Genomic DNA, 18660 nt, shown 5'->3' on the forward strand with positions numbered 1-18660 from the left:
CACACGTCTGCCCACAGATACTTGCTGGGCGGTGATTCAACTTTACCGCAGTTCCCGATCAGATCCGACCGGAGCGGACCGCGCCGTTTCTGGCGCAACCCTTCAAGCTTACTTCATCATCTTGCCCGTGTCCAATCGCCGTCTCCGGCGGGTTGAGCTCGGTGGGATGTCCCTGGGTTCCGGCGCTGCCGTGTTCCCGGGGCGAAGAGAACATTAGGCAACCCGGAACCTTGCGTCAAATCAGCGTCCACACGGCGTTTCCCCAGGTCAGAGCACCTATTAAAGGCTCCGATGACTATTGGGCGACACGACTGTTACCCGGGTCACATTTCATGCGGCGCGGAGTTCGGCCGCTCGGGCCAGGTCGGCGGACGCGTCGCCGGCGCAGTCGGCCGCCTGGTAGGCCTCCGCGCGGACCTCGTACACCTCGGGGGAATGCGGCGACGACGCGGCGGCGCGGAAGCAGTCGGCCAGGGCGGCGATCGGGTCGCCCGAAGCCAGGTTGGCGCGGGCGCGCAGCAGGTGCACCCGCAGAGGGTGGACCCGCAGGCGGCCACCGCGCGGGCCGGTTCGCCCAGGATGAGCAGGCATTCGGCGCGGTCGATCCGGGCGTCGCCGTCGTAGGCCTCGGCCCTGGTGGAGACGTCGAAGTCGGCCAGCGCGTCGGCGGGACGGCCGAGCGCGAGGAAGACCCGGCCGCGCACGGCGTGCCCGCCCGGGTAGGACGGGTCGAGCAGCAGCGCGCGTTCGGTGTCGGCCCACGCGCCTTGAAGGTCGCCGCCGAGGCAGCGGGGCATCGCGCGGGCGGTGTACCCGGCCGCCGTGAGGCGGACCGCCAGCGACCGCGTGGCGGCGATCTCGGCCTGGGCGTGTTCGCCGAGGCGGCAGAGGAGGACCGCGCGGCGGCGGTGGGCGGCGGCCAGGTCCTCCTCGGAGAGGTCTCCCGTCACCGCCACGGCGAGCTCGGCGAGCGCGGCGCGGTGGTCGCGGGCGGCTCCGTAGGCGATGCCGCGCCGCAGCCGCAGCGCCGGGGACGGGTCGCCCCCGGCGAGCGGGCGGTTGCATTCGACGAGTTCGGCCATCACCGGGCCGAGCGCGGTCACATCACGGTCGAACATGCGCTCACCTATCGTCGCTGGTGGGAGGGGTGTGGCAACGATAGGGCGGAGCACTCAGAAGTTCTGTGTACGAATTCACACAGGACTAGGCGATCTCGACGCCCCCCAGCGTCTTCTTGCCGCGCCGCAGCACCAGGAAGCGGCCGTGCAGGAGGTCGTCGGCGGTCGGGACGTACTCCTCGTCGGTGACCTTGACGTTGTTGAGGTAGGCGCCGCCCTCCTTGATGGCGCGCCGGGCCTCCGACTTCGACTTGGCCAGGCCGCTCTCGGCCAGCAGGTCGACGTAGGTCGTACCGAGAGAGGCGGTGGCCTTGGGGACCTCGGCCAGCGCGGCGGCGAGCGTCGGGGCGTCGAGATCCTGGATCGACCCCTGCCCGAACAGGGCCTTGGACGCGTCGATGGCGCGGGTGACCTCGTCGGCTCCGTGGACCATCGTGGTCAGCTCTTCGGCCAGGGCGCGCTGCGCCTCGCGGGCGAACGGGCGCTCGGCGACGGCCTGCTCCAGTTCCTCGATGCGGCCGCGCTCCAGGAAGGTGAAGACCTTGAGGAAGCGGATCACGTCGCGGTCGTCGGCGTTCAGCCAGTACTGGTAGAACGCGTAGGGCGAGGTCAGCGCGGGGTCGAGCCAGACCGCGCCGCCGGCGGTCTTGCCGAACTTGGTGCCGTCGGCCTTGGTGATCAGCTTGCCGGTGTAGGCGTGGGTGTGGGCGCCCTCGACGCGCCGGATCAGGTCGGTGCCGGCGGTGATGTTGCCCCACTGGTCGCTGCCGCCGACCTGGAGGGTGCAGCCGTTGCGGCGGTAGAGCTCCAGGTAGTCGTTGGCCTGGAGGATCTGGTAGCTGAACTCGGTGTAGCTGAGCCCCTCGCCGGCGAGCCGCGCGGAGACCGACTCGCGGCCGAGCATGCGGTTGACCGGGAAGTGCTTGCCGATGTCGCGCAGGAACTGGATGGCCGACATCTCGGACGTCCAGTCGAGGTTGGAGACCACCTGGGCGGCGTTGGCGCCCTCGAACGACAGGAACCGCTCCAACTGGACGCGGATCCGGCTGACCCAGTCGGCGACGACGTCCTCGCTGTTCAGCGAGCGTTCGGTGCTGCGGCCCGACGGGTCGCCGATGAGCCCGGTGGCGCCGCCGACCAGGCCGATCGGCTTGTGGCCGGCCCGCTGGAAGCGGGTCAGGATGAGCAGGGTGGCCAGGTTGCCGACGTGGAGCGACGGCGCGGTGGGGTCGAACCCCGAATAGACCGTGACCGGACCGTCGGCCAGCGCCTTGCGCAGCGCTTCGAGGTCGGTGGTCTGCGCGGTCACATCGCGCCATTCGAGCTCATCGAGGATGTCGGTCACGATTCCTGGCTTTCGGTGAATATCCGGTACGGAGTCGCAAGAAACCCTATCGGCCGGTGCGGGGCCGCGTCGCCACGATAAGCCGCGTGGGGCCCGTCGGCGCAGGTCAGCGTCTCGGCGTGTGGGCCCGGTAGGGCGAGACCGTGGGGTCGCCGTCGAGCCAGAACCGCCACGGCACCTCTCTCCCGCTGGACACGCCGGTCCGCGGCCCTTCCATCACTTTTTCCGGCGGAACTCGCGAACCCTCATATACGCGGATATTTCCGGCAATGACGTCTTCGCCATTGTGATCCCGGCCGAACGCCATGGCCACCGCCAGCCGGGCCGGACCCCGGGCCAGGTCCCGCGCCTTCACGGCCGGCCCCCGCCGCTCCGCCGCCACGTCGGCACCGTCGACGATCTCGCCCGCCCGCAGCAGCACCCCCGAGCCCGTTCCCGGCGGCAGGCAGGTGACGTTGGCGCAGTAGTGCATCCCGTACGTGAAATAGACGTAGAGATGCCCCGGCGGCCCGAACATGACCGCGTTGCGCGGGGTCAGGCCCCGGTAGGTGTGCGAGGCGGGATCCTGGCCGGGGAGGCCGTAGGCCTCCACCTCGGTGAGGCGGACCGCCACCGGCCCATGGACGACCACCTTCCCCAGCAGGGAAGGGGCCACCTCATGGGCCGGCCGGTCGAAGAAGGACCGGTCGAGGCTCAGGCCCCAGTCGCCCATGCGGCCTGCGCGTCGACGAGGTCGCGGAGGTCGGCGAGCTGGTCGCGGACCCGGTCGGGCGCGGTGCCGCCGCGGGCCTTGCGGGCGGCGAGCGCGCCGGGGACGCTGAGCACGTCGCGCACATCGGGCGTGAAGTGCGGCGAGACCTTCAGCAGTTCCTCGTCGGTCAGGTCGCCCAGGTCCTTGTCGTTGACCTGGCACCAGACGACGAGGTGGCCGACGGCCTCGTGGGCGTCGCGGAAGGCCACGCCCTTGCGGACCAGCAGCTCGGCCAGGTCGGTCGCCAGGGCGAAGCCGTCGGGCGCGCTCGACTCCAGCCGCGAGGTGTTGACCCGCATCGTGGAGACCAGGCCCGCCATCGCCGGCAGCACCAGGTTGAGGGTGTCGACCGCGTCGAACACGGGCTCCTTGTCCTCCTGGAGATCCCGGTTGTAGGTGAGCGGCAGGCCCTTCAGCGTGGTCAGCATCGTCATCAGCGAGCCGATCAGGCGGCCCGACTTGCCGCGCGCCAGCTCGGCGACGTCGGGGTTCTTCTTCTGGGGCATGATCGACGAGCCGGTCGAGTAGGCGTCGTCCATCTCGATCCAGCGGAACTCCTGCGAGGCCCACAGGACGATCTCCTCGCCCAGCCGCGACAGGTGGATGCCGATCATCGCCGCGGCGAAGAGGAACTCGGCGGCGAAGTCGCGGTCGGCGACGGCGTCCATCGAGTTGGGGGCGGCCGAGTCGAAGCCCAGTTCCGCCGCGACGGCGACCGGGTCGAGCGGCAGCGAGGAGCCGGCCAGCGCGCCCGAGCCCAGCGGCGAGACGGCGGCGCGTTTGTCCCAGTCGCGCAGCCGGTCGATGTCGCGGGTCAGCGGGTGGACGTGGGCCAGCAACTGGTGGCCGAAGGAGACCGGCTGGGCGTGCTGGAGGTGGGTCATGCCGGGGGCGGCTGTGTCGGCGTGCTCCTCGGCCTGGCTCATCAGCGCGGTCTCCAGGTCGACGACGCGCGACACGATGGTGCGGACGTGGTCGCGCAGGTAGAGGCGCAGGTCGGTGGCGATCTGGTCGTTGCGCGACCGGCCGGCGCGCAGCTTGCCGCCGAGGGTGCCGAGGCGTTCGAGCAGGCCGCGTTCGAGGGCCGTGTGGACGTCTTCGTCGGCGACCGTGGGCCGGAACTCGCCGGCCTTGCAGGCGGCCTCCAGGTCGTCGATCGCGGCCAGCATGCGGCCGAGTTCGTCGTTGGTGAGCAGACCGGCCCGGTTCAGCACGCGGGCGTGGGCGCGGGACGCCATCAGGTCATAGGGCACCAAGCGCCAGTCGAAGTGAACGCTCACCGACAGGCGGGTCAGCGCGTCGGCCGGCCCCCCTTCGAAACGGCCACCCCACAGCCGCATCGGCTTCCGTTCCGAGCTCACCGCAAACGCCCACCCTTCGAATACGTTCGTGTCCAATCGGCGACCTTAGCCGATGCAGATGGTCACTGGTCCTTGTTGCGGGCGGTCAGGCGCAGGAACGCCGCCGCCAGGGCGTCCCCGCCCAGGGGATCCCGGCTGATCACCAGGATCGTGTCGTCTCCGGCGACCGTGCCGAGGACGGAATGCCATCCGGCGTGGTCGATCGCGGAGGCGAGGAACTGCGCCGCGCCGGGGGGCGTCCGCAGGATCACCAGGTTGGCCGACGCCTCGGCCGACACCAGGAGTTCCTCGGCGTGCCGGCGCAGCCGGACCTCGGGTTGTTCGGCGGGGGTGGCGGTCCGGTAGATCGGGACCCGCTCCCCGCCTTCGCCGGGCACCGCGTAGACGAGCGTGCCGTCGTCGGTGCGCAGCTTCAGGGCGCCCAGCTCGTCGAGGTCGCGCGAGAGGGTCGCCTGGGTCACCTCGACCCCGCTCTCGGCCAGCAGGCGGGCCAGTTCGGGCTGCGACCTGACCTTGTTGCGGGTCAGCAGCTCGACGATCTTGGCGTGCCGGGCGGCCTTGGTGAGCGGGATCGTCATCGGTTCACCAGCCAGTGGAGCAGCGCTTTCTGGGCGTGCAGACGGTTCTCGGCCTCGTCCCAGACGGCGCTGCGGGGCCCGTCGATGACGTCGGCCGAGATTTCCAGGCCACGATACGCGGGCAGGCAGTGCAGCACGATCGCCTCGGGCGCGGCGAGGGCGAGCAGATCGGCGTTGAGCTGGTAGGGCGACAGAGCCGCGACGCGGGCGTCCTTGCCGTCCTGGCCCATGCTGATCCAGGTGTCGGTGGCCAGCACGTCGGCCGACGAGGCGGCGGCGTGCGGGTCGGCGAGCACCTCGACCGATCCCCCGGTCTCGGAGGCGATCCGCCCGGCCTTCTCGACGACCTCCGCCGCGGGACCGTAGGCGGCGGGCGTGGCGATCCGCACGTGCATCCCGGCCGTGGCCCCGCCCAGCAGGTAGGAGTGGGCCATGTTGTTGGCCCCGTCGCCGAAGTAGGCGAGCGTGACGCCGCGCAGGCCGCCCCGGCGCTCCCGGACGGTCAGCAGGTCGGCGAGGACCTGGCACGGGTGGAACTCGTCGGTCAGCGCGTTCACGACGGGCACCCGGCTGGCCGAGGCCATCGCCTCGACCCGTTCCTGGCCCGCGGTCCGCCACACGATCGCCGAGCACTGCCGGTCGAGCACCCGGGCGGTGTCCTCGATCGGTTCGCCCCGGCCCATCTGGGAGGTGCCCAGGTCCATGATCAGAGCGTTGCCGCCGAGTTCGGCGACGCCGACCGCGAAGGAGATGCGGGTGCGGGTGGACGGCTTGTCGAACAGGACCGCGACCGTCTGCGGGCCCTCGAAGGGCCGGTAGCCGTAGCGGTCCTTCTTCATGGCCTCGGCGAGGTCGAGGACGTCGGCCTGCTCGGCGGGCGACAGGTCGTCGTCGCGCAGGAAGTGTCTAGCCATCGGCGGCCTCATCCAGGATCGACGGGAACGCGGTCAGGAAGCTCCGCACCTGCGCCGAGGTGATCACCAGCGGCGGTGCGAGCCGGATCGCGTCGGGTTGCACGGCGTTGACCAGGAATCCGGCCCGCTGGGCGGCGGCCTGGACCTGGGCGGCCCGGTCTTCGGTGAGGACGGCGGCCAGCCACAGGCCCCGTCCCCTGACCCCCTTCAGCAGGGGGTGGGAGATCGCCTCGATGCCGTCGCGGAGTTCGGCGCCGACGGCCCGGACGTGGGCGAGGTCGACGTTGCCGAGCACCGCCAGCGCGGCCGCGCACGACACGGGGTTGCCGCCGAAGGTCGAGCCGTGGTCGCCCTTCTCGAAGACGGTGGCGGCCGGGCCGAAGCCGACGCACGCGCCGATCGGGAGGCCGCCGCCCAGGCCCTTGGCCAGGGTGAGGACGTCGGGCAGGTAGCCGTCGGCCTGGTGGGCGAACCAGTGGCCGGTCCGGCCGATGGCCGACTGGATCTCGTCGGCGACCAGCAGCGCGCCGGCGGCCCTGGTGATCTCGCGGGCTCTGGCCATGTAGCCGTCGGGGGGCGGGACCACTCCGGCCTCCCCCTGGGTCGGCTCCAGGAAGACCGCCGCGCAGCCGCCGTCGACGGCGGCGGCGGCCAGGGCGTCGGCGTCGCCGTACGGGACGAAGCGGACGTCGAGCGGGAACGGGCCGAACTGGTCGCGGATCGACGGCTTGCCGGTCAGCGAGAGCGCGCCCAGCGTGCGGCCGTGGAAGCCCATCTCGGCGGCGACGAAGTAGCTGCGGCCGGTGGACTTCCCGTACTTGATGGCCAGCTTCAGCGCGGCCTCGTTGGCCTCGGTGCCCGAGTTCGCCAGGAAGACGCGGCCGGGAGCCCCCAGGAGCGAGAGCAGCTTCTCGGCGAGTTCGACCTCGCGCTCGTGCAGGAGCAGGTTCGAGGTGTGGGCAAGGGTCGCGACCTGCTTCGACACCGCCTCGACGAGCGCCGGGTGGGCGTGGCCGAGGGAGCTGACGGCGATGCCGCCGAACATGTCGAGGTATTCGGTCCCGTCGATGCCCCGGACCACCGAGCCCTCGCCGCGCGCCAGGGCGACCGGCGGCACGCCGTAGTTCGGCATGAACGCCGCCTCGAAGCGGTCGAACAGGCTGATCATGGGGTGTCTCCTTCGTCGGGCAGGACCATGGTGCCGATGCCCTCGTCGGTGAAGATCTCGCTCAGCAGGACGTGGGGCTGCCGCCCGTCGACCACGTGGGCCTGCGGCACTCCTCCCTGGACGGCGTGCAGGCAGGCCTCCATCTTCGGGACCATGCCGCTCGACAGCGTCGGCAACATTCGTGCCAGCTCCCCCGCGGTGATGCGGCGGATGACCTTGTCGCTGGCGGGCCAGTCGGCGTACAGGCCCTCGACGTCGGTGAGGACCACGAGCTTGGCCGCGCCGAGCGCGGTCGCGAGCGCGGCGGCCGCGGTGTCGGCGTTTACATTGTAGATCTGCCCGTCGTGACCCCGGGCGATCGAGGACACCACCGGCACCCGCCCGTCGGCCAGCAGGGCCCGCACCGCGCCCGGGTTGACCTCGACGATCTCGCCGACCTGGCCGATGTCGACCGGGATGCCGTCGACGACCGCGTGCTTGCGGGCGGCGGTGAACAGGTGGGCGTCCTCCCCCGACAGGCCGACCGCGAACGGGCCGTGCCGGTTGACCAGCCCGACCACGTCGCGGTTGACCTGGCCGACGAGCACCATCCGGACGACCTGCATGGCCTCGGGCGTGGTGACCCGGAGCCCGGCGGTGAAGTGGGAGGCGATGCCGTGGAGGTCGAGGGCGGCGTTGATCTGCGGGCCGCCGCCGTGCACGATCACCGGGCGCAGCCCGGCGTAGCGCAGGAACACGACGTCGTCGGCGAACTTCTCGCGCAGGTGCTCCTCGGTCATGGCGTTGCCGCCGTACTTGATCACGACGACCGCGCCCTGGAAGCGGGCCAGCCACGGCAGCGCCTCGATCAGCGCCTCGGACTTCTGCAACGGGGTCATGAGCTGTACGCCGAGTTCTCGTGCACGTACTCGGCCGTCAGGTCGGTCGTGTGGATGGTCGCCGAGTGGGGACCGGCCGACAGGTCGGCGGTGACGTGGATGTCGCGCGGGCGCAGGTCGACCTTGGAGCGGTCGTCGCCGGCCGCACCGCCCCGGCAGATCCAGATGCCGTTGATCGCGACGTTGAGCCGGTCGGGCTCGAACTCGGCCTGGGTGGTGCCGATGGCCGACAGGACGCGCCCCCAGTTGGGGTCTTCGCCGTGCATGGCGCACTTGAACAGGTTGCTGCGGGAGATCGCGCGGCCGACCTCGACGGCGTCGGCGACGGAGGCGGCCCCGACGACCTCGATGGCGATGGCCTTGGAGGCGCCCTCGGCGTCGACGAGGAGCTGGCGGGCCAGGTCGGCGCAGACCTCGGTGAGGCGCCTGGTGAACTCGGCCAGGTCGGGCCGGACGCCGGAGGCGCCGCTGGCCAGCAGCAGCACGGTGTCGTTGGTCGACATGCAGCCGTCGGCGTCGAGGCGGTCGAAGGTGACCTCGGTGGCGGCCCGCAGCGCGGTGTCGCACTCCTCGGAGGTCAGGTCGGCGTCGGTGGTCAGCACCGACAACATCGTGGCCAGGGCGGGGGCGAGCATGCCGGCGCCCTTGGCCATGCCGCCGACCATGTAGCCGTCGCCCCGGCGGAAGGAGATCTTGCTGACCGTGTCGGTGGTGCGGATCGCGTCGGCCGCGGCCACCCCGCCGTCGCGGGAGAGCTGCCCGGCGGCGTCGGCGACGCCGGCGAGGAGTTCGTCCATGGGGAGCCGCTCGCCGATGAGGCCGGTCGAGCAGACCACGATCTCGCCGGCCGAGTCGCCGATGACCTCGGCGACCTTCTCGGCGGTGGCGTGGGTGTCCTGGAACCCGGCGGGGCCGGTGCAGGCGTTGGCGCCGCCGGAGTTGAGCACCACGGCCTTGACCCGGCCGCCGCTGACGACCTGCTGCGACCAGATGACCGGGGCGGCCTTCACGCGGTTGCGGGTGAAGACGGCCGCCGCCGCGCGCGAGGGGCCGTCGTTGACGACCAGGGCGAGGTCACGGTGCTCGCCGGGCTTGATCCCGGCGTTGATCCCGGTGGCCCGGAAGCCCAGGGGGGCGGTCACGCTCATGGCGAGGTCTCCTCATCTCCAGAACCGGACATCACGGGCTCACCCCGGCGACGGGGAGGCCGAGCTCTTCGGGCAGGCCGAGCGCGAGGTTGGCGCTCTGGATCGCGCCGCCCGCGGTGCCCTTCGTGAGGTTGTCGATCGCCGCCAGCGCCACGATCCTCCCGGCCCGCCGGTCGAGCGTGACCTGGAGGGCGGCGGTGTTCGCGCCCAGGGTCATCGCGGTCGAGGGCCAGACGCCCTCGGGCAGCAGCGTCAGGAACGGCTCGTGCCTGACGGCCTCCTCGTACGCCTCCCGCAGCGACTCGGGCGTGACGCCCGGCGCGGCCGGGACGACGCAGGTCGCCAGGATGCCGCGCGGCATGGGCGCGAGGGTGGGCGTGAAGGAGACGGTCACCGGCTGCCCGGCGACGGCCGAGAGGTTCTGCTCGATCTCGGGGGTGTGCCGGTGGACGCCGCCGACGCCGTAGGCGCTGACCGCGCCCATGACCTCGCTGCCCAGCAGGTGGGACTTGGGGGACTTCCCGGCGCCGGAGGTGCCGCTGGCGGCGACCACGACGACGTCGGGCCCGGCGAGCCCGGCCGCGAAGGCGGGGAACAGGGCCAGCGTGGCGGTGGTCGGATAGCAGCCGGGCACGGCCACCCGCTTGGCCTTGGCCAGCAGGTCGCGCTGTCCCGGCAGCTCGGGCAGGCCGTAGGGCCAGGTGCCGGCGTGGACGCCGCCGTAGAATTCACCCCAGGCCAGCGGGTCGGCGAGCCGGAAGTCGGCGCCGCAGTCGACGATCAGGGTGTCGTCTCCGAGCTGGGCCGCCAGGGCGGCCGACTCGCCGTGGGGCAGGGCCAGGAAGACGACGTCGTGCCCGGCCAGGGTCTCGCGGGTGGTCTGCTCGATGACCCGCCCGGCCAGCGGCACGAGATGGGGCTGGTGGGCCCCCAGGCGGGTGCCCGCGCTGGACGCCGCGGTGACCGCGCCGATCTTGATCTCCGGATGCCCGAGCAGCAGCCGGAGCAGCTCGCCCCCGGCGTATCCGCTGGCGCCGGCGATGGCCGCCTTCATCCCGCCCCCCGATGGTTTTGCATGTTCATGCAGTGGTTCACATTTTCTTGCTTCCTGAAGATTATGCATCGGCCGACATGATCATGCAAGCCGGGGTTCATTGTGCGAGATGACACTGAAGGCCGCCGAACGTTGTGAGGTGGTCGCTTGGATCCGTACCTACCGGTCGGTATCGTGACGTCTCGTGACGATCTCGCATGACCAGGCGCAGGCGGCGCTGACCGCCCCGGGGCAACTGTTCGAGATGACGCGGACCCCCGGCGGGGTCCGGATCTGGAAACACGCGCCGGCGACGTTCCGGGCCATGCTGGAGACCACCGTCTTCCACGGCGACAAGACCTTCGTCGTGTACGAGGACGAGCGCCTCACCTACGCCGAGTTCTTCCGCGCCACCGCGACGCTGGCCCACGCGCTGCGCGACTCGGGGATCGCCAAGGGCGACCGGGTGGCCATCGCGATGCGCAACTACCCGGAGTGGATCGTCTCCTTCTCGGCCGTGCTGGCCATCGGGGCCATCGCGGTGCCGCTGAACGCGTGGTGGACGGCGGCCGAGCTGGATTTCGCGCTCGGCGACTCGGGCGCCCGCCTGGTCGTCACCGACGGCGAGCGCGCCGGCCGGGTGGCCGGCGTCCCGCTGATCGTCACGCGGCGGGGCTCCTTCGAGGGCGGGCGCGACTGGGACGACGTCCTGGCCGACGAGAAGACCACGCTGCCCCCGGTCGAGCTCTCCCCCGACGACCCGGCGACCATCTTCTACACCTCCGGCACCACGGGCCGTCCGAAGGGCGCCCTCGGCAGCCACCGCAACCTCGGGCAGGCGCCGATGACGGTGGCGTACGCGATGATGCGCGGCGTCGCCATGGCCGGCAGGGACCCGGCCGAGAGCGCCGGTCAGCGCCGCAACACCCTGCTCACCGTGCCGCTGTTCCACGCGACCGGGTGTTTCGCGGTGCTGATGACGACGATGTTCACCGGCGGCGGGCTGGTGCTCATGTACAAGTGGGACCCCGGACGCGCCCTGGAGCTCATCGAGCGGGAGCGCGCGACGGTGATGAGCGGGGTGCCCACCAACGCCTGGCAGTTGCTCTCCCATCCCGCTCTCGGCAAGCACGACATCTCGTCGCTGACGGCGATCTCCTACGGCGGCGCGCCCGCTCCCCCGAAGCTGCTGGAGCGGGTCACCGCGCTGCTGCCCGACCGCACCCCGTCCAACGGCTACGGCATGACCGAGACCACCGCCCTGGCGATCTACAACAGCGGCCGCGAGTACGCGGCGCACCCCGACAGCATCGGCCGCCCGCTCGCGGTGATGGACGTCAGGATCTGCGACCCCGGCGGCCGGGAACTGCCCCGGGGCGAGGTCGGCGAGCTCTGCATGCGCGGGCCCGTGGTGATCATGGGCTACTGGAACCGGCCCGACGCGACCGCCGAGGCGATCGTGGACGGCTGGCTGCACACCGGCGACCTGGCCCGCGTCGACGAGGAGGGCTTCGTCTACATCGTCGACCGGGCCAAGGACATGGTGATCAGGGGCGGCGAGAACGTCTACTGCGCCGAGGTCGAGGCGGCCCTGTTCGAGCATCCGGCGATCGACGACGCGGCCGTCATCGGCATCCCCGACGACGAGCTCGGCGAGCAGGTGGGCGCGGTGGTGCGGGTCACCAGCCCGGTGACCGCCGGGGACCTGCGGGCGTTCCTGCGGACCCGGCTGGCCGAGTTCAAGATCCCGGTGCGGTTCTGGTTCCACGAGGAGGAGCTGCCGCGCAACCCAGGCGGGAAGATCCTCAAGACGGTGCTGCGGCGGCAGGTCCTGGAGGGCCGGCCCGGGCCGGCGGAGCCGCCTGTCCGAGGAGCGTGACCTGGGACGTAATCGACCGCCCGCACGGGCGGATGGGACGTTGGGGTCGTTCCCGCCTCGTACCGGAAGGACCATCCCATGACCGATTACGCCGCCATCGTCGACCGCAGCCTCGTGGCCTGGAACGAGACCGACCCGGAGGCCCGCGCCAAGGCCGTCGCCGCGTCGTGGACCGAGACCGCGCGCTTCGCCGACCCCCTCGCCGACGTGACCGGGCACGACCAGATCAGCGCCTTCATCGGGCAGGTGCACCAGCGGTTCCCGGGCATGCCGCTGACGCGGGGCGAGATCCTCGACGGCCACCACGACACGCTGCGGTTCACCTGGACGATCGGTCCCGAGGGAGGCGAGCCGGTCGTGCGAGGCTATGACGTGCTCGTCCTCGACGGCGACCGGATCGTGCTGCAGCTCGGGTTCTTCGACTGAATATCGAGTTGCGGCTCACCCGCCGAATCGGCCAATCTGGCCGTTCGTGGCCAATAGTTCCCTCGCTCTGCTGCGACGCCTGAAGATGGACGTCAGCCCGCTCCGCGCGTCCCGCGACTTCCGGCTGTTGCTGGGGTCGGCCGCGATCACCATGTTCGGGTCGTTCATCACGCTGGTCGCGGTGCCCTACCAGATGAAGGAGCTCACGGGCTCCTACGTCGCGGTGGGCCTGGTGAGCGTGGCCGAGTTCGTCCCGATGGTCGTCTGCGGCCTGTGGGGCGGCGCCATCGCCGACTCGATGGACCGCCGCAAGATCATCATCTCGACGGAGATCGGCCTCTGCCTGGCCGCCCTGATGCTGATGGTCAACGCCCTCCTCCCGAACCCCCAGGTCTGGGTTCTGTACGTCGTGGGCGCGCTCACCGCCGGGTTGTACAGCGTGCGGGGTCCCAGCGAGCAGGCCGTGATCAACCAGGTGCTCAAGCTCGACCAGATGGGCGCCGCCTTCGCCATCCAGGGCCTGGTCAGAAGCGCCGGAGGCGTCGCCGGCCCGGCCCTGGGCGGCCTGATCGTCGTCTCGTTCGGCGTCGCGTTGTCGTACGGGATCAACGTGGTCACGTTCCTGATCTCGCTGGTCCTGCTGTTCCGGGTGGCCCCGATGACCCGCAGGGCGGCCGTCACCCAGCCGGCGTCCCTGGCCTCGCTCGTCGAGGGGGTCAGGTACGCCGTCCGCCGCCCCGACCTGATGGGCACCTACGTGGTCGACATCGCGGCCATGTTCTTCGCCATGTCGAACGCGCTCTACCCGTTCATGGCCGAGCAGTTCGGCGGCGAGCACGAGCAGATCGCCCTCGGGCTGCTCTACGCCTCGGCCGGCATCGGCTCGGTGCTGGCCTCGGTGACCTCGGGGTGGACGGCCCACGTGCACCGGCACGGCCTGGCGGTCATCGTCGCGGCCCTGCTGTGGGGCGCGGCCGTCGCGGTGGCGGCGGTGATGCCGAACATCTGGCTGATGGTCGTCTTCCTGACCCTGGCGGGCGGCGCCGACATGATCAGCGGCATCTTCCGCGGCACGATCTGGAACCAGACCATCCCCGACGAGTACCGGGGCCGCCTGGCCGGAATCGAACTGCTGTCGTACTCGACCGGCCCGATGCTGGGCAACGCCCGCGCCAGCGCCATGGCCGAACTCGGCGGCACCCGCTTCTCGCTGGGCGCGGGCGGCCTGCTGTGCATGGGCGGCGTGCTGGCCATGGCCGCGATCCTGCCGAAGTTCCGCCGGTACGACGCCCGCACCGACGAACACGCCGAAGCCCAACGGGTCGCGCGGGCGACCGCGTGAGCTCTCCGCCAAGATGGACGGATGCCGGACCCCCTGAGCGAGACGGCCATCGACGACCTGGCCCGCGCCGTCCATGACCACTACCTGCGCACCCGCCGCGCCGCCGGCGACGACGAGACGACCAACGCGTCCCTGGTGACCTGGGACCGGCTGCCCCGCCTGCTGCGCGCCGACAGCCGCGCCCACGCCCGCGACGTCCCCCGCAAACTCGCCGCCGTCGGCTGCCGCCTGACCCGGCGGAGCGACCTGCCCCCCGCCGCGCTGACCGACGTGGAGATCGAACGCCTGGCCCGGATGGAACACGTGCGCTGGACGCTGGCCCGCCTGGCGGCGGGCTGGCGGCCCGGCCCGGTCCACGACGCGGAGGCGCGGCGGCACCCCGACCTCGTCCCGTGGGAACGGCTGACCGAGGACGCCCGCGACAAGGACCGCTCGACGCTGCGCACCCTTCCGGCGGTGCTGGCGGTGGCGGGCCTGCGCATCGTCCGCGGCCCGGCTGAGGCCGTGCTCTGAATCCGGTGCCGGTCTGTGCGTCACTGGCGGGGCGTTGGTGACAGCGGGTGCGGCGCTAGCCGGTGAGGCCGACGGCGATCTCCGCGCGGAGGGTCTGCGCGAGCGGGTCACCGGCCCAGTGGCGCAGGTCACGGGCGAAGAGTCGCAGTTCGGCGCGAGCGGATGCCGAACCGGTGCGGCGAGCCATGTCGAGAGCCGTGCGCACCACCGCCGCGGCTTGTTTCAGGTCGCCGAGGTCGAGGTGGGCCCGGGCCAGGCGGGCCCCGAGGAGGCTGCGGGCGCGGTGCCCGTCGGGCGGGGAACCGTCGATCGCGGTAGTGAGGCGTGTGACGGCGCCGGCAGTACGGCCGAGATCGAACAGGCTCCAGCCGGCGGCCGCCGCGGCCTCGTCGCCGACCGTGGACGGCCCCACCGGGTAAGGACCGAGTTCACCCGGCTGGGTCAGCAGCGCGGCTCCCGCGTCCAGGGCGTCCTCCACGGCGCGGGAGGGCCCGGTGAGAGCGAGCGCCTTGGCCTGCGTGAGCGCGGCCAGCCCCTGAATACGCGGCGACACCCCCCGGTGCCCTCTGACGCCGGCGGCCAGTTCGGCGGCTTGGCGGGGATCGTCCATGAGGAGTTCGGCGCGGCGCACCCACACGTACGCCTCCAGGTCGCGGGCACTGCCACGGCGGGCCAGATCGGCGGTTGCGGTGATCAAGGTGAACGCATCGGCGGTGTCACCCGACTCCTGGGCCATCCAGCTCGCATACTCCGTCAGATGAGCCGCCACCCCGGCCACGTCGGCGGCGCGGGCGCCGTCCAGGTCGGCGACCGTGGCTCGCACCATGTTGAGCACAAGTCGCGCGGGGCGACGGCGCCCGAGTTCCCACAACGTCAGCAGTACGTCGCCGTAGGCCGCCTCATCCGCTCCGTGTACGAGCTTCGGGTGCAGCCGCCCGCGATCGTCTCTGGCCGCTGCCTGCAACGCCCCCTTGGCGTCGAGCAGCGTATCCAGATGTGCGGCGACCTCGGGACTGGGCCGGCGCTCACCCGATTCGAGGCGGCTCAGGTAGGACTTGGAGCAGCTCGATTCCCTGGCCAGGACGTTCAGCGATTTCCCGGCGTGGGTGCGGTAGTCGCGGAGTTTCTCGCCGAAGGTCATCGCGCCCCCTTTTGCAGGGTTGCCCGTTCGCCGCAGTCAACCGGGCAACCCCGGCGGGTCCCGGGCCGGTCCCGCAGACTGAGATCAAGCGTGACAGAAGCCCGCAGGAGTGGCCAGATGAATCTCAGCGAGGTGCGCGTAGGGCGGGAGGGAGAGATCTACACCTCCGACCCTCCGTCTGACCAGCCTCTTTCCCGCATCGGCGGCGTATGGGAGGGGGACGACGCGCGGTACGTGGCTGCGTACATGCCTCGGAACACGGTGTTCGTCGACCAGGGCTGGATGTACAAGATTCAGACGAGCGTAGGGCGGGCGTACACGCTGTTCGCCTTCTTCGACGGGTGCGGCTACCAGGTGAACCTGATGACCCCCCGGCTCGTCGGGTTCCCCGCCGGCCGCATCGACCTCAGCTCCGGCCCTGGGAGGCCGTCGCTCGAAGACGCGTATGCGAGGTCGGTCCTCTGGGCGGCAGGCATGGACCTTGCGCTCGCCGCCGGCTCGACTGTAGTCAGCTACATTAATGATCTTTACCCAGGTATGAGAGTTGTAACCTAAGGGTCACGCGGCACTGGCGCAGAAAAGACGATAATTCAGATGTAAGCATCCAGCGGAAGCCAAGGATGGGAAATGAACGAACGCATCCTGGGGGCGGGCATTCCGTTCGTCCTCAACCTGCAGGCCAAGGAGCCGGTGAAATTCCGGCTGCCCAAGCGTATGCACCCGTCGGGCCAGGCGGGCGAGATCTCCTATCAGGAGATGTGTGAAATTCAGGAGCACGGCAAGTCGGGCACGATGAAGTGGGAGGAAATCCTCTTCAGCGGCACGAAGGCGGACATGCTCGGGCTCTGAGATCACCGCGAAATGCTCGCACCGTTTCCCGGTGCGGGCATTTCTATTTCTGCAGTAGCCAGCCGGCGATGGACGATGAAATCGGGTGCCCGGCGAGCTCTTCAACGAACTCGAATATACCGGCGGGATTGATCTCCAGAAAGACGTATTCACCTTCGGGGGTGACCCTGAAGTCGGCCGCTCCGTAGGTGAGGCCGAGGTCGCGCATCATCGATCGCAGCGCACTCTCGACGCTCTCGTCGAGCGTGAACTTCGTCATCGGCACGGTGTAGTCGAAACGCCAGTCGAGGGTGCTGGCGCCCTGCTGGCTATGGATGGCGGCGGCATAGACCTCCTCGCCTACCACGGTCACGCGCAGGTCCACCGCGGCCGGGATCATCTCCTGGAAGAGGGTGGGAATACGGGGGGCCAGCACGAGCCCCTCCAGGTCGTGGCGATGCACCTGTCTGGTGATGGCCGCGATTCTCTCTGAGATCTTCCAGCCGGAGTAGGAGCTCACGTTCTTGGTGATCACTCGTCCGTCGTTCTCCGCCCAGAAGTCACGCAACCGATCAGGGTCACTGGAAACACAGGTACGCGGGACCCTCAGCCCCAGCGCCCGCGCCATGGCCAGTTGCGGCAGCTTGTATTCCGCGTTTCTGCCGTGCAACGGATGGTTCATCCAGCGAACCGGTAAGGTCAGCAATCCGCCGACGAACCCGCTGACCGTCTCTTCGAGGCCGAATTCGGCGTAGGCGTCGTCGAGAAGACCGGAGACCTTGAGGGGGCCCTGCTCGATCAGCCCCGAAGGGTTCAATCGGGCACCGGGGCTGTAATAGGCACTTCGAATAACGCTGGCGTCGACGCGAAGTTCGTTGAACTCGAGCACGGAGTCAGTCCCCGTCTCCCGCCAGCAGAACGAATTCCCCTGCTCCAGCCACAAGGGCGAGACATGGAGCCAGGATCCGGCCGGAAAATGCTTCTGGATCCGCCGCGTCTCGGTGTTCTCCTCGGCGATGAACAGCAGTCGGACATCGGTCATGGGATCTCCCGGACCACTCGGAAGCCGATGCCCCGGTATCGCCCACCAGGGTCATTGGCGGTTCGATAAGCGGAGCGACAACATTCCGTGTCGTTGTTCCAGCCGCCCCCGCGCATGACTTTCCACCTGCCGGTTTTCGGGCCCTGCGGATCGACCAGATCGTCGGCCTGGTCGGCGTAGGGTTCGAACCAATCGGAGACCCATTCCCATACGTTGCCCATCATGTCATGCAGCCCCAGGGGGTTGGCCTCGCGTAATCCGACGGGATGCGTCTGCCCACCTGAATTGTCTTCGTACCAGGCAAACCGTGGGAGCAGCGTCTCATCGTCACCGAAGTGGTAACTGCCCGTCGTGCCCGCACGGCAGGCGAATTCCCACTCGGCCGAGGTGGGCAGCCGATGAGTCATTCCCAGATGATTTTGGTTCAACGCTCGGATGTATCGCTGCGTGTCTTCGTAGTCGACATTCTCCACGGGGCGGTTGGGGTTGTTCCGGAAGTAGGAGATGTTCGCGGCCACGCCGAGAAGTTCCTCATACTGCCCCTGGGTGATCGGATATTTCGACAGGAGAAACGGACGGGAGATGGTCACCAGCCGGGACGGGCTCTCCATCGATTCGCTCAGGTCGGCGCCCGGGACCGCCGGGGTGCCCATGACGAAGCCGCCGCCCTCGACCCTGACCCATTCGATGTCGATCGGCCGGGTGACCGGCGGCGGGACGATACGGCCCAGCAGGTCGTCGAGGAGTTCGGTCATCGCACCGTGGAACTGCGCGTCGTCCCGGAAGTCGACGTAGAGGTGGTCGCGGAGGTGGATGGGCGGGGCACTGCCCTCGCGGTAGATTCCGATGAGCCGCATGTTCTCGCCAGCGAGCCGGCGGGCTGTGGCCATTTGCATCTCGAACTTGACGTGGCCACCGGGATCAGCCGATTCGACCGCCTTGACCGACCGGTCGGTGATGATGAAGAGGACGATGTCCGCCTCTCGGATTCGCGACGCCATGTAGTCGATGACGGAATCGCCGCCCCGGATCTCCCATCGGTCGAGTTTCGCGTCGATTCCCGCCATTCGCAGGGTCTCGGCGAAAGTCTTGACCCAGGAATCACTTTCCTCCGTGTCCCATTTGTAGGACACGAAAACCTTCAACGGGTTTCCCATGAAACGCTCCTCAGGCCAGGACGATCTGGCAGGCGGCC

General features: G+C 70.2%; 19 protein-coding genes. 6 read left to right on the forward strand and 13 right to left on the reverse strand.

Annotation, left to right across the window (positions count from 1 at the left end; translation table 11 throughout):
• Nucleotides 1-323: 323 nt before the first annotated feature.
• The 10 genes from AW273_RS33600 to argC form a co-directional block, all read right to left on the reverse strand.
• Nucleotides 324-1118, reverse strand: a complete 795-nt coding sequence (locus AW273_RS33600) for a tetratricopeptide repeat protein (protein WP_062357319.1) — start codon at nt 1116-1118, stop codon at nt 324-326.
• Between the two features lie 85 nt (nt 1119-1203).
• The gene (tyrS, locus tag AW273_RS33605) at nt 1204-2463 is read right to left on the reverse strand and encodes a tyrosine--tRNA ligase (RefSeq protein ID WP_062357322.1); all 1260 of its coding nucleotides are present in this window, start codon (nt 2461-2463) and stop codon (nt 1204-1206) included.
• 106 nt (nt 2464-2569) lie between these two features.
• Nucleotides 2570-3175, reverse strand: a complete 606-nt coding sequence (locus tag AW273_RS33610; protein ID WP_062357324.1) for a DNA-3-methyladenine glycosylase — start codon at nt 3173-3175, stop codon at nt 2570-2572.
• On the reverse strand, nt 3157-4554 hold the full coding sequence (argH, locus tag AW273_RS33615) for an argininosuccinate lyase (RefSeq protein ID WP_062357435.1): 1398 nt from the start codon (nt 4552-4554) through the stop codon (nt 3157-3159). The genes AW273_RS33610 and argH overlap by 19 nt, the downstream gene beginning before the upstream one ends.
• 83 nt (nt 4555-4637) lie before the next feature.
• Nucleotides 4638-5153 carry an arginine repressor gene (locus tag AW273_RS33620; protein WP_083950252.1) on the reverse strand — a complete coding sequence of 172 codons (516 nt, stop codon included), beginning with the start codon at nt 5151-5153 and terminating at the stop codon, nt 4638-4640.
• A complete protein-coding gene (gene argF, locus AW273_RS33625) occupies nt 5150-6067 on the reverse strand; it encodes an ornithine carbamoyltransferase (protein ID WP_062357329.1) in 918 nt (305 codons plus the stop codon). Before argF ends, AW273_RS33620 begins: the two co-directional genes overlap by 4 nt.
• Entirely contained in the window at nt 6060-7235 is a 1176-nt protein-coding gene (locus AW273_RS33630; RefSeq protein WP_062357331.1) for an acetylornithine transaminase, read from the reverse strand. The genes argF and AW273_RS33630 overlap by 8 nt, the downstream gene beginning before the upstream one ends.
• A complete protein-coding gene (gene argB / locus AW273_RS33635; protein ID WP_062357333.1) occupies nt 7232-8113 on the reverse strand; it encodes an acetylglutamate kinase in 882 nt (293 codons plus the stop codon). Before argB ends, AW273_RS33630 begins: the two co-directional genes overlap by 4 nt.
• Nucleotides 8110-9261 carry a bifunctional glutamate N-acetyltransferase/amino-acid acetyltransferase ArgJ gene (gene argJ, locus AW273_RS33640; RefSeq protein WP_062357335.1) on the reverse strand — a complete coding sequence of 384 codons (1152 nt, stop codon included), beginning with the start codon at nt 9259-9261 and terminating at the stop codon, nt 8110-8112. The genes argB and argJ overlap by 4 nt, the downstream gene beginning before the upstream one ends.
• 31 nt (nt 9262-9292) lie before the next feature.
• The gene (gene argC, locus AW273_RS33645) at nt 9293-10315 is read right to left on the reverse strand and encodes an N-acetyl-gamma-glutamyl-phosphate reductase (protein ID WP_062357337.1); all 1023 of its coding nucleotides are present in this window, start codon (nt 10313-10315) and stop codon (nt 9293-9295) included.
• Between the two features lie 184 nt (nt 10316-10499).
• Between argC and AW273_RS33650 the strand changes: the two genes are divergently transcribed.
• The 4 genes from AW273_RS33650 to AW273_RS33665 all read left to right on the forward strand — a co-directional run bounded on the left by AW273_RS33650 (nt 10500) and on the right by AW273_RS33665 (nt 14454).
• The gene (locus AW273_RS33650; RefSeq protein ID WP_062357339.1) at nt 10500-12173 is read left to right on the forward strand and encodes a class I adenylate-forming enzyme family protein; all 1674 of its coding nucleotides are present in this window, start codon (nt 10500-10502) and stop codon (nt 12171-12173) included.
• A gap of 78 nt (nt 12174-12251) precedes the next feature.
• Nucleotides 12252-12599 (forward strand): nuclear transport factor 2 family protein, encoded by a 348-nt coding sequence (locus tag AW273_RS33655; RefSeq protein ID WP_062357340.1) that lies wholly within the window; start codon nt 12252-12254, stop codon nt 12597-12599.
• 46 nt (nt 12600-12645) lie between these two features.
• Entirely contained in the window at nt 12646-13941 is a 1296-nt protein-coding gene (locus AW273_RS33660) for an MFS transporter (protein ID WP_232327727.1), read from the forward strand.
• A gap of 21 nt (nt 13942-13962) precedes the next feature.
• Nucleotides 13963-14454, forward strand: a complete 492-nt coding sequence (locus tag AW273_RS33665; RefSeq protein ID WP_062357343.1) for a RyR domain-containing protein — start codon at nt 13963-13965, stop codon at nt 14452-14454.
• Nucleotides 14455-14509: 55 nt separating this feature from the next.
• On the opposite strand, the gene AW273_RS33670 is transcribed toward AW273_RS33665, so the two are convergent.
• On the reverse strand, nt 14510-15595 hold the full coding sequence (locus AW273_RS33670) for a helix-turn-helix domain-containing protein (protein ID WP_062357346.1): 1086 nt from the start codon (nt 15593-15595) through the stop codon (nt 14510-14512).
• Between the two features lie 117 nt (nt 15596-15712).
• Here AW273_RS33670 and AW273_RS33675 point away from each other — a divergent pair, with 117 nt between their 5' ends.
• Nucleotides 15713-16150: a hypothetical protein gene (locus tag AW273_RS33675; RefSeq protein WP_062357348.1), complete on the forward strand. Its 438-nt coding sequence runs from the start codon at nt 15713-15715 to the stop codon at nt 16148-16150.
• Between the two features lie 72 nt (nt 16151-16222).
• A complete protein-coding gene (locus tag AW273_RS33680) occupies nt 16223-16444 on the forward strand; it encodes a hypothetical protein (RefSeq protein ID WP_062357350.1) in 222 nt (73 codons plus the stop codon).
• A gap of 43 nt (nt 16445-16487) precedes the next feature.
• Here AW273_RS33680 and AW273_RS33685 read toward each other — a convergent pair whose 3' ends face one another.
• Nucleotides 16488-17465, reverse strand: a complete 978-nt coding sequence (locus AW273_RS33685; protein WP_062357352.1) for an MvdC/MvdD family ATP grasp protein — start codon at nt 17463-17465, stop codon at nt 16488-16490.
• Complete coding sequence (locus AW273_RS33690) at nt 17462-18622, reverse strand: SUMF1/EgtB/PvdO family nonheme iron enzyme (RefSeq protein WP_062357354.1); 1161 nt, start codon at nt 18620-18622, stop codon at nt 17462-17464. Before AW273_RS33690 ends, AW273_RS33685 begins: the two co-directional genes overlap by 4 nt.
• Nucleotides 18623-18660: the final 38 nt, after the last annotated feature.

The sequence above is a fragment of the Herbidospora yilanensis genome, from assembly GCF_001570565.1.
GTDB lineage: Bacteria > Actinomycetota > Actinomycetes > Streptosporangiales > Streptosporangiaceae > Herbidospora > Herbidospora yilanensis.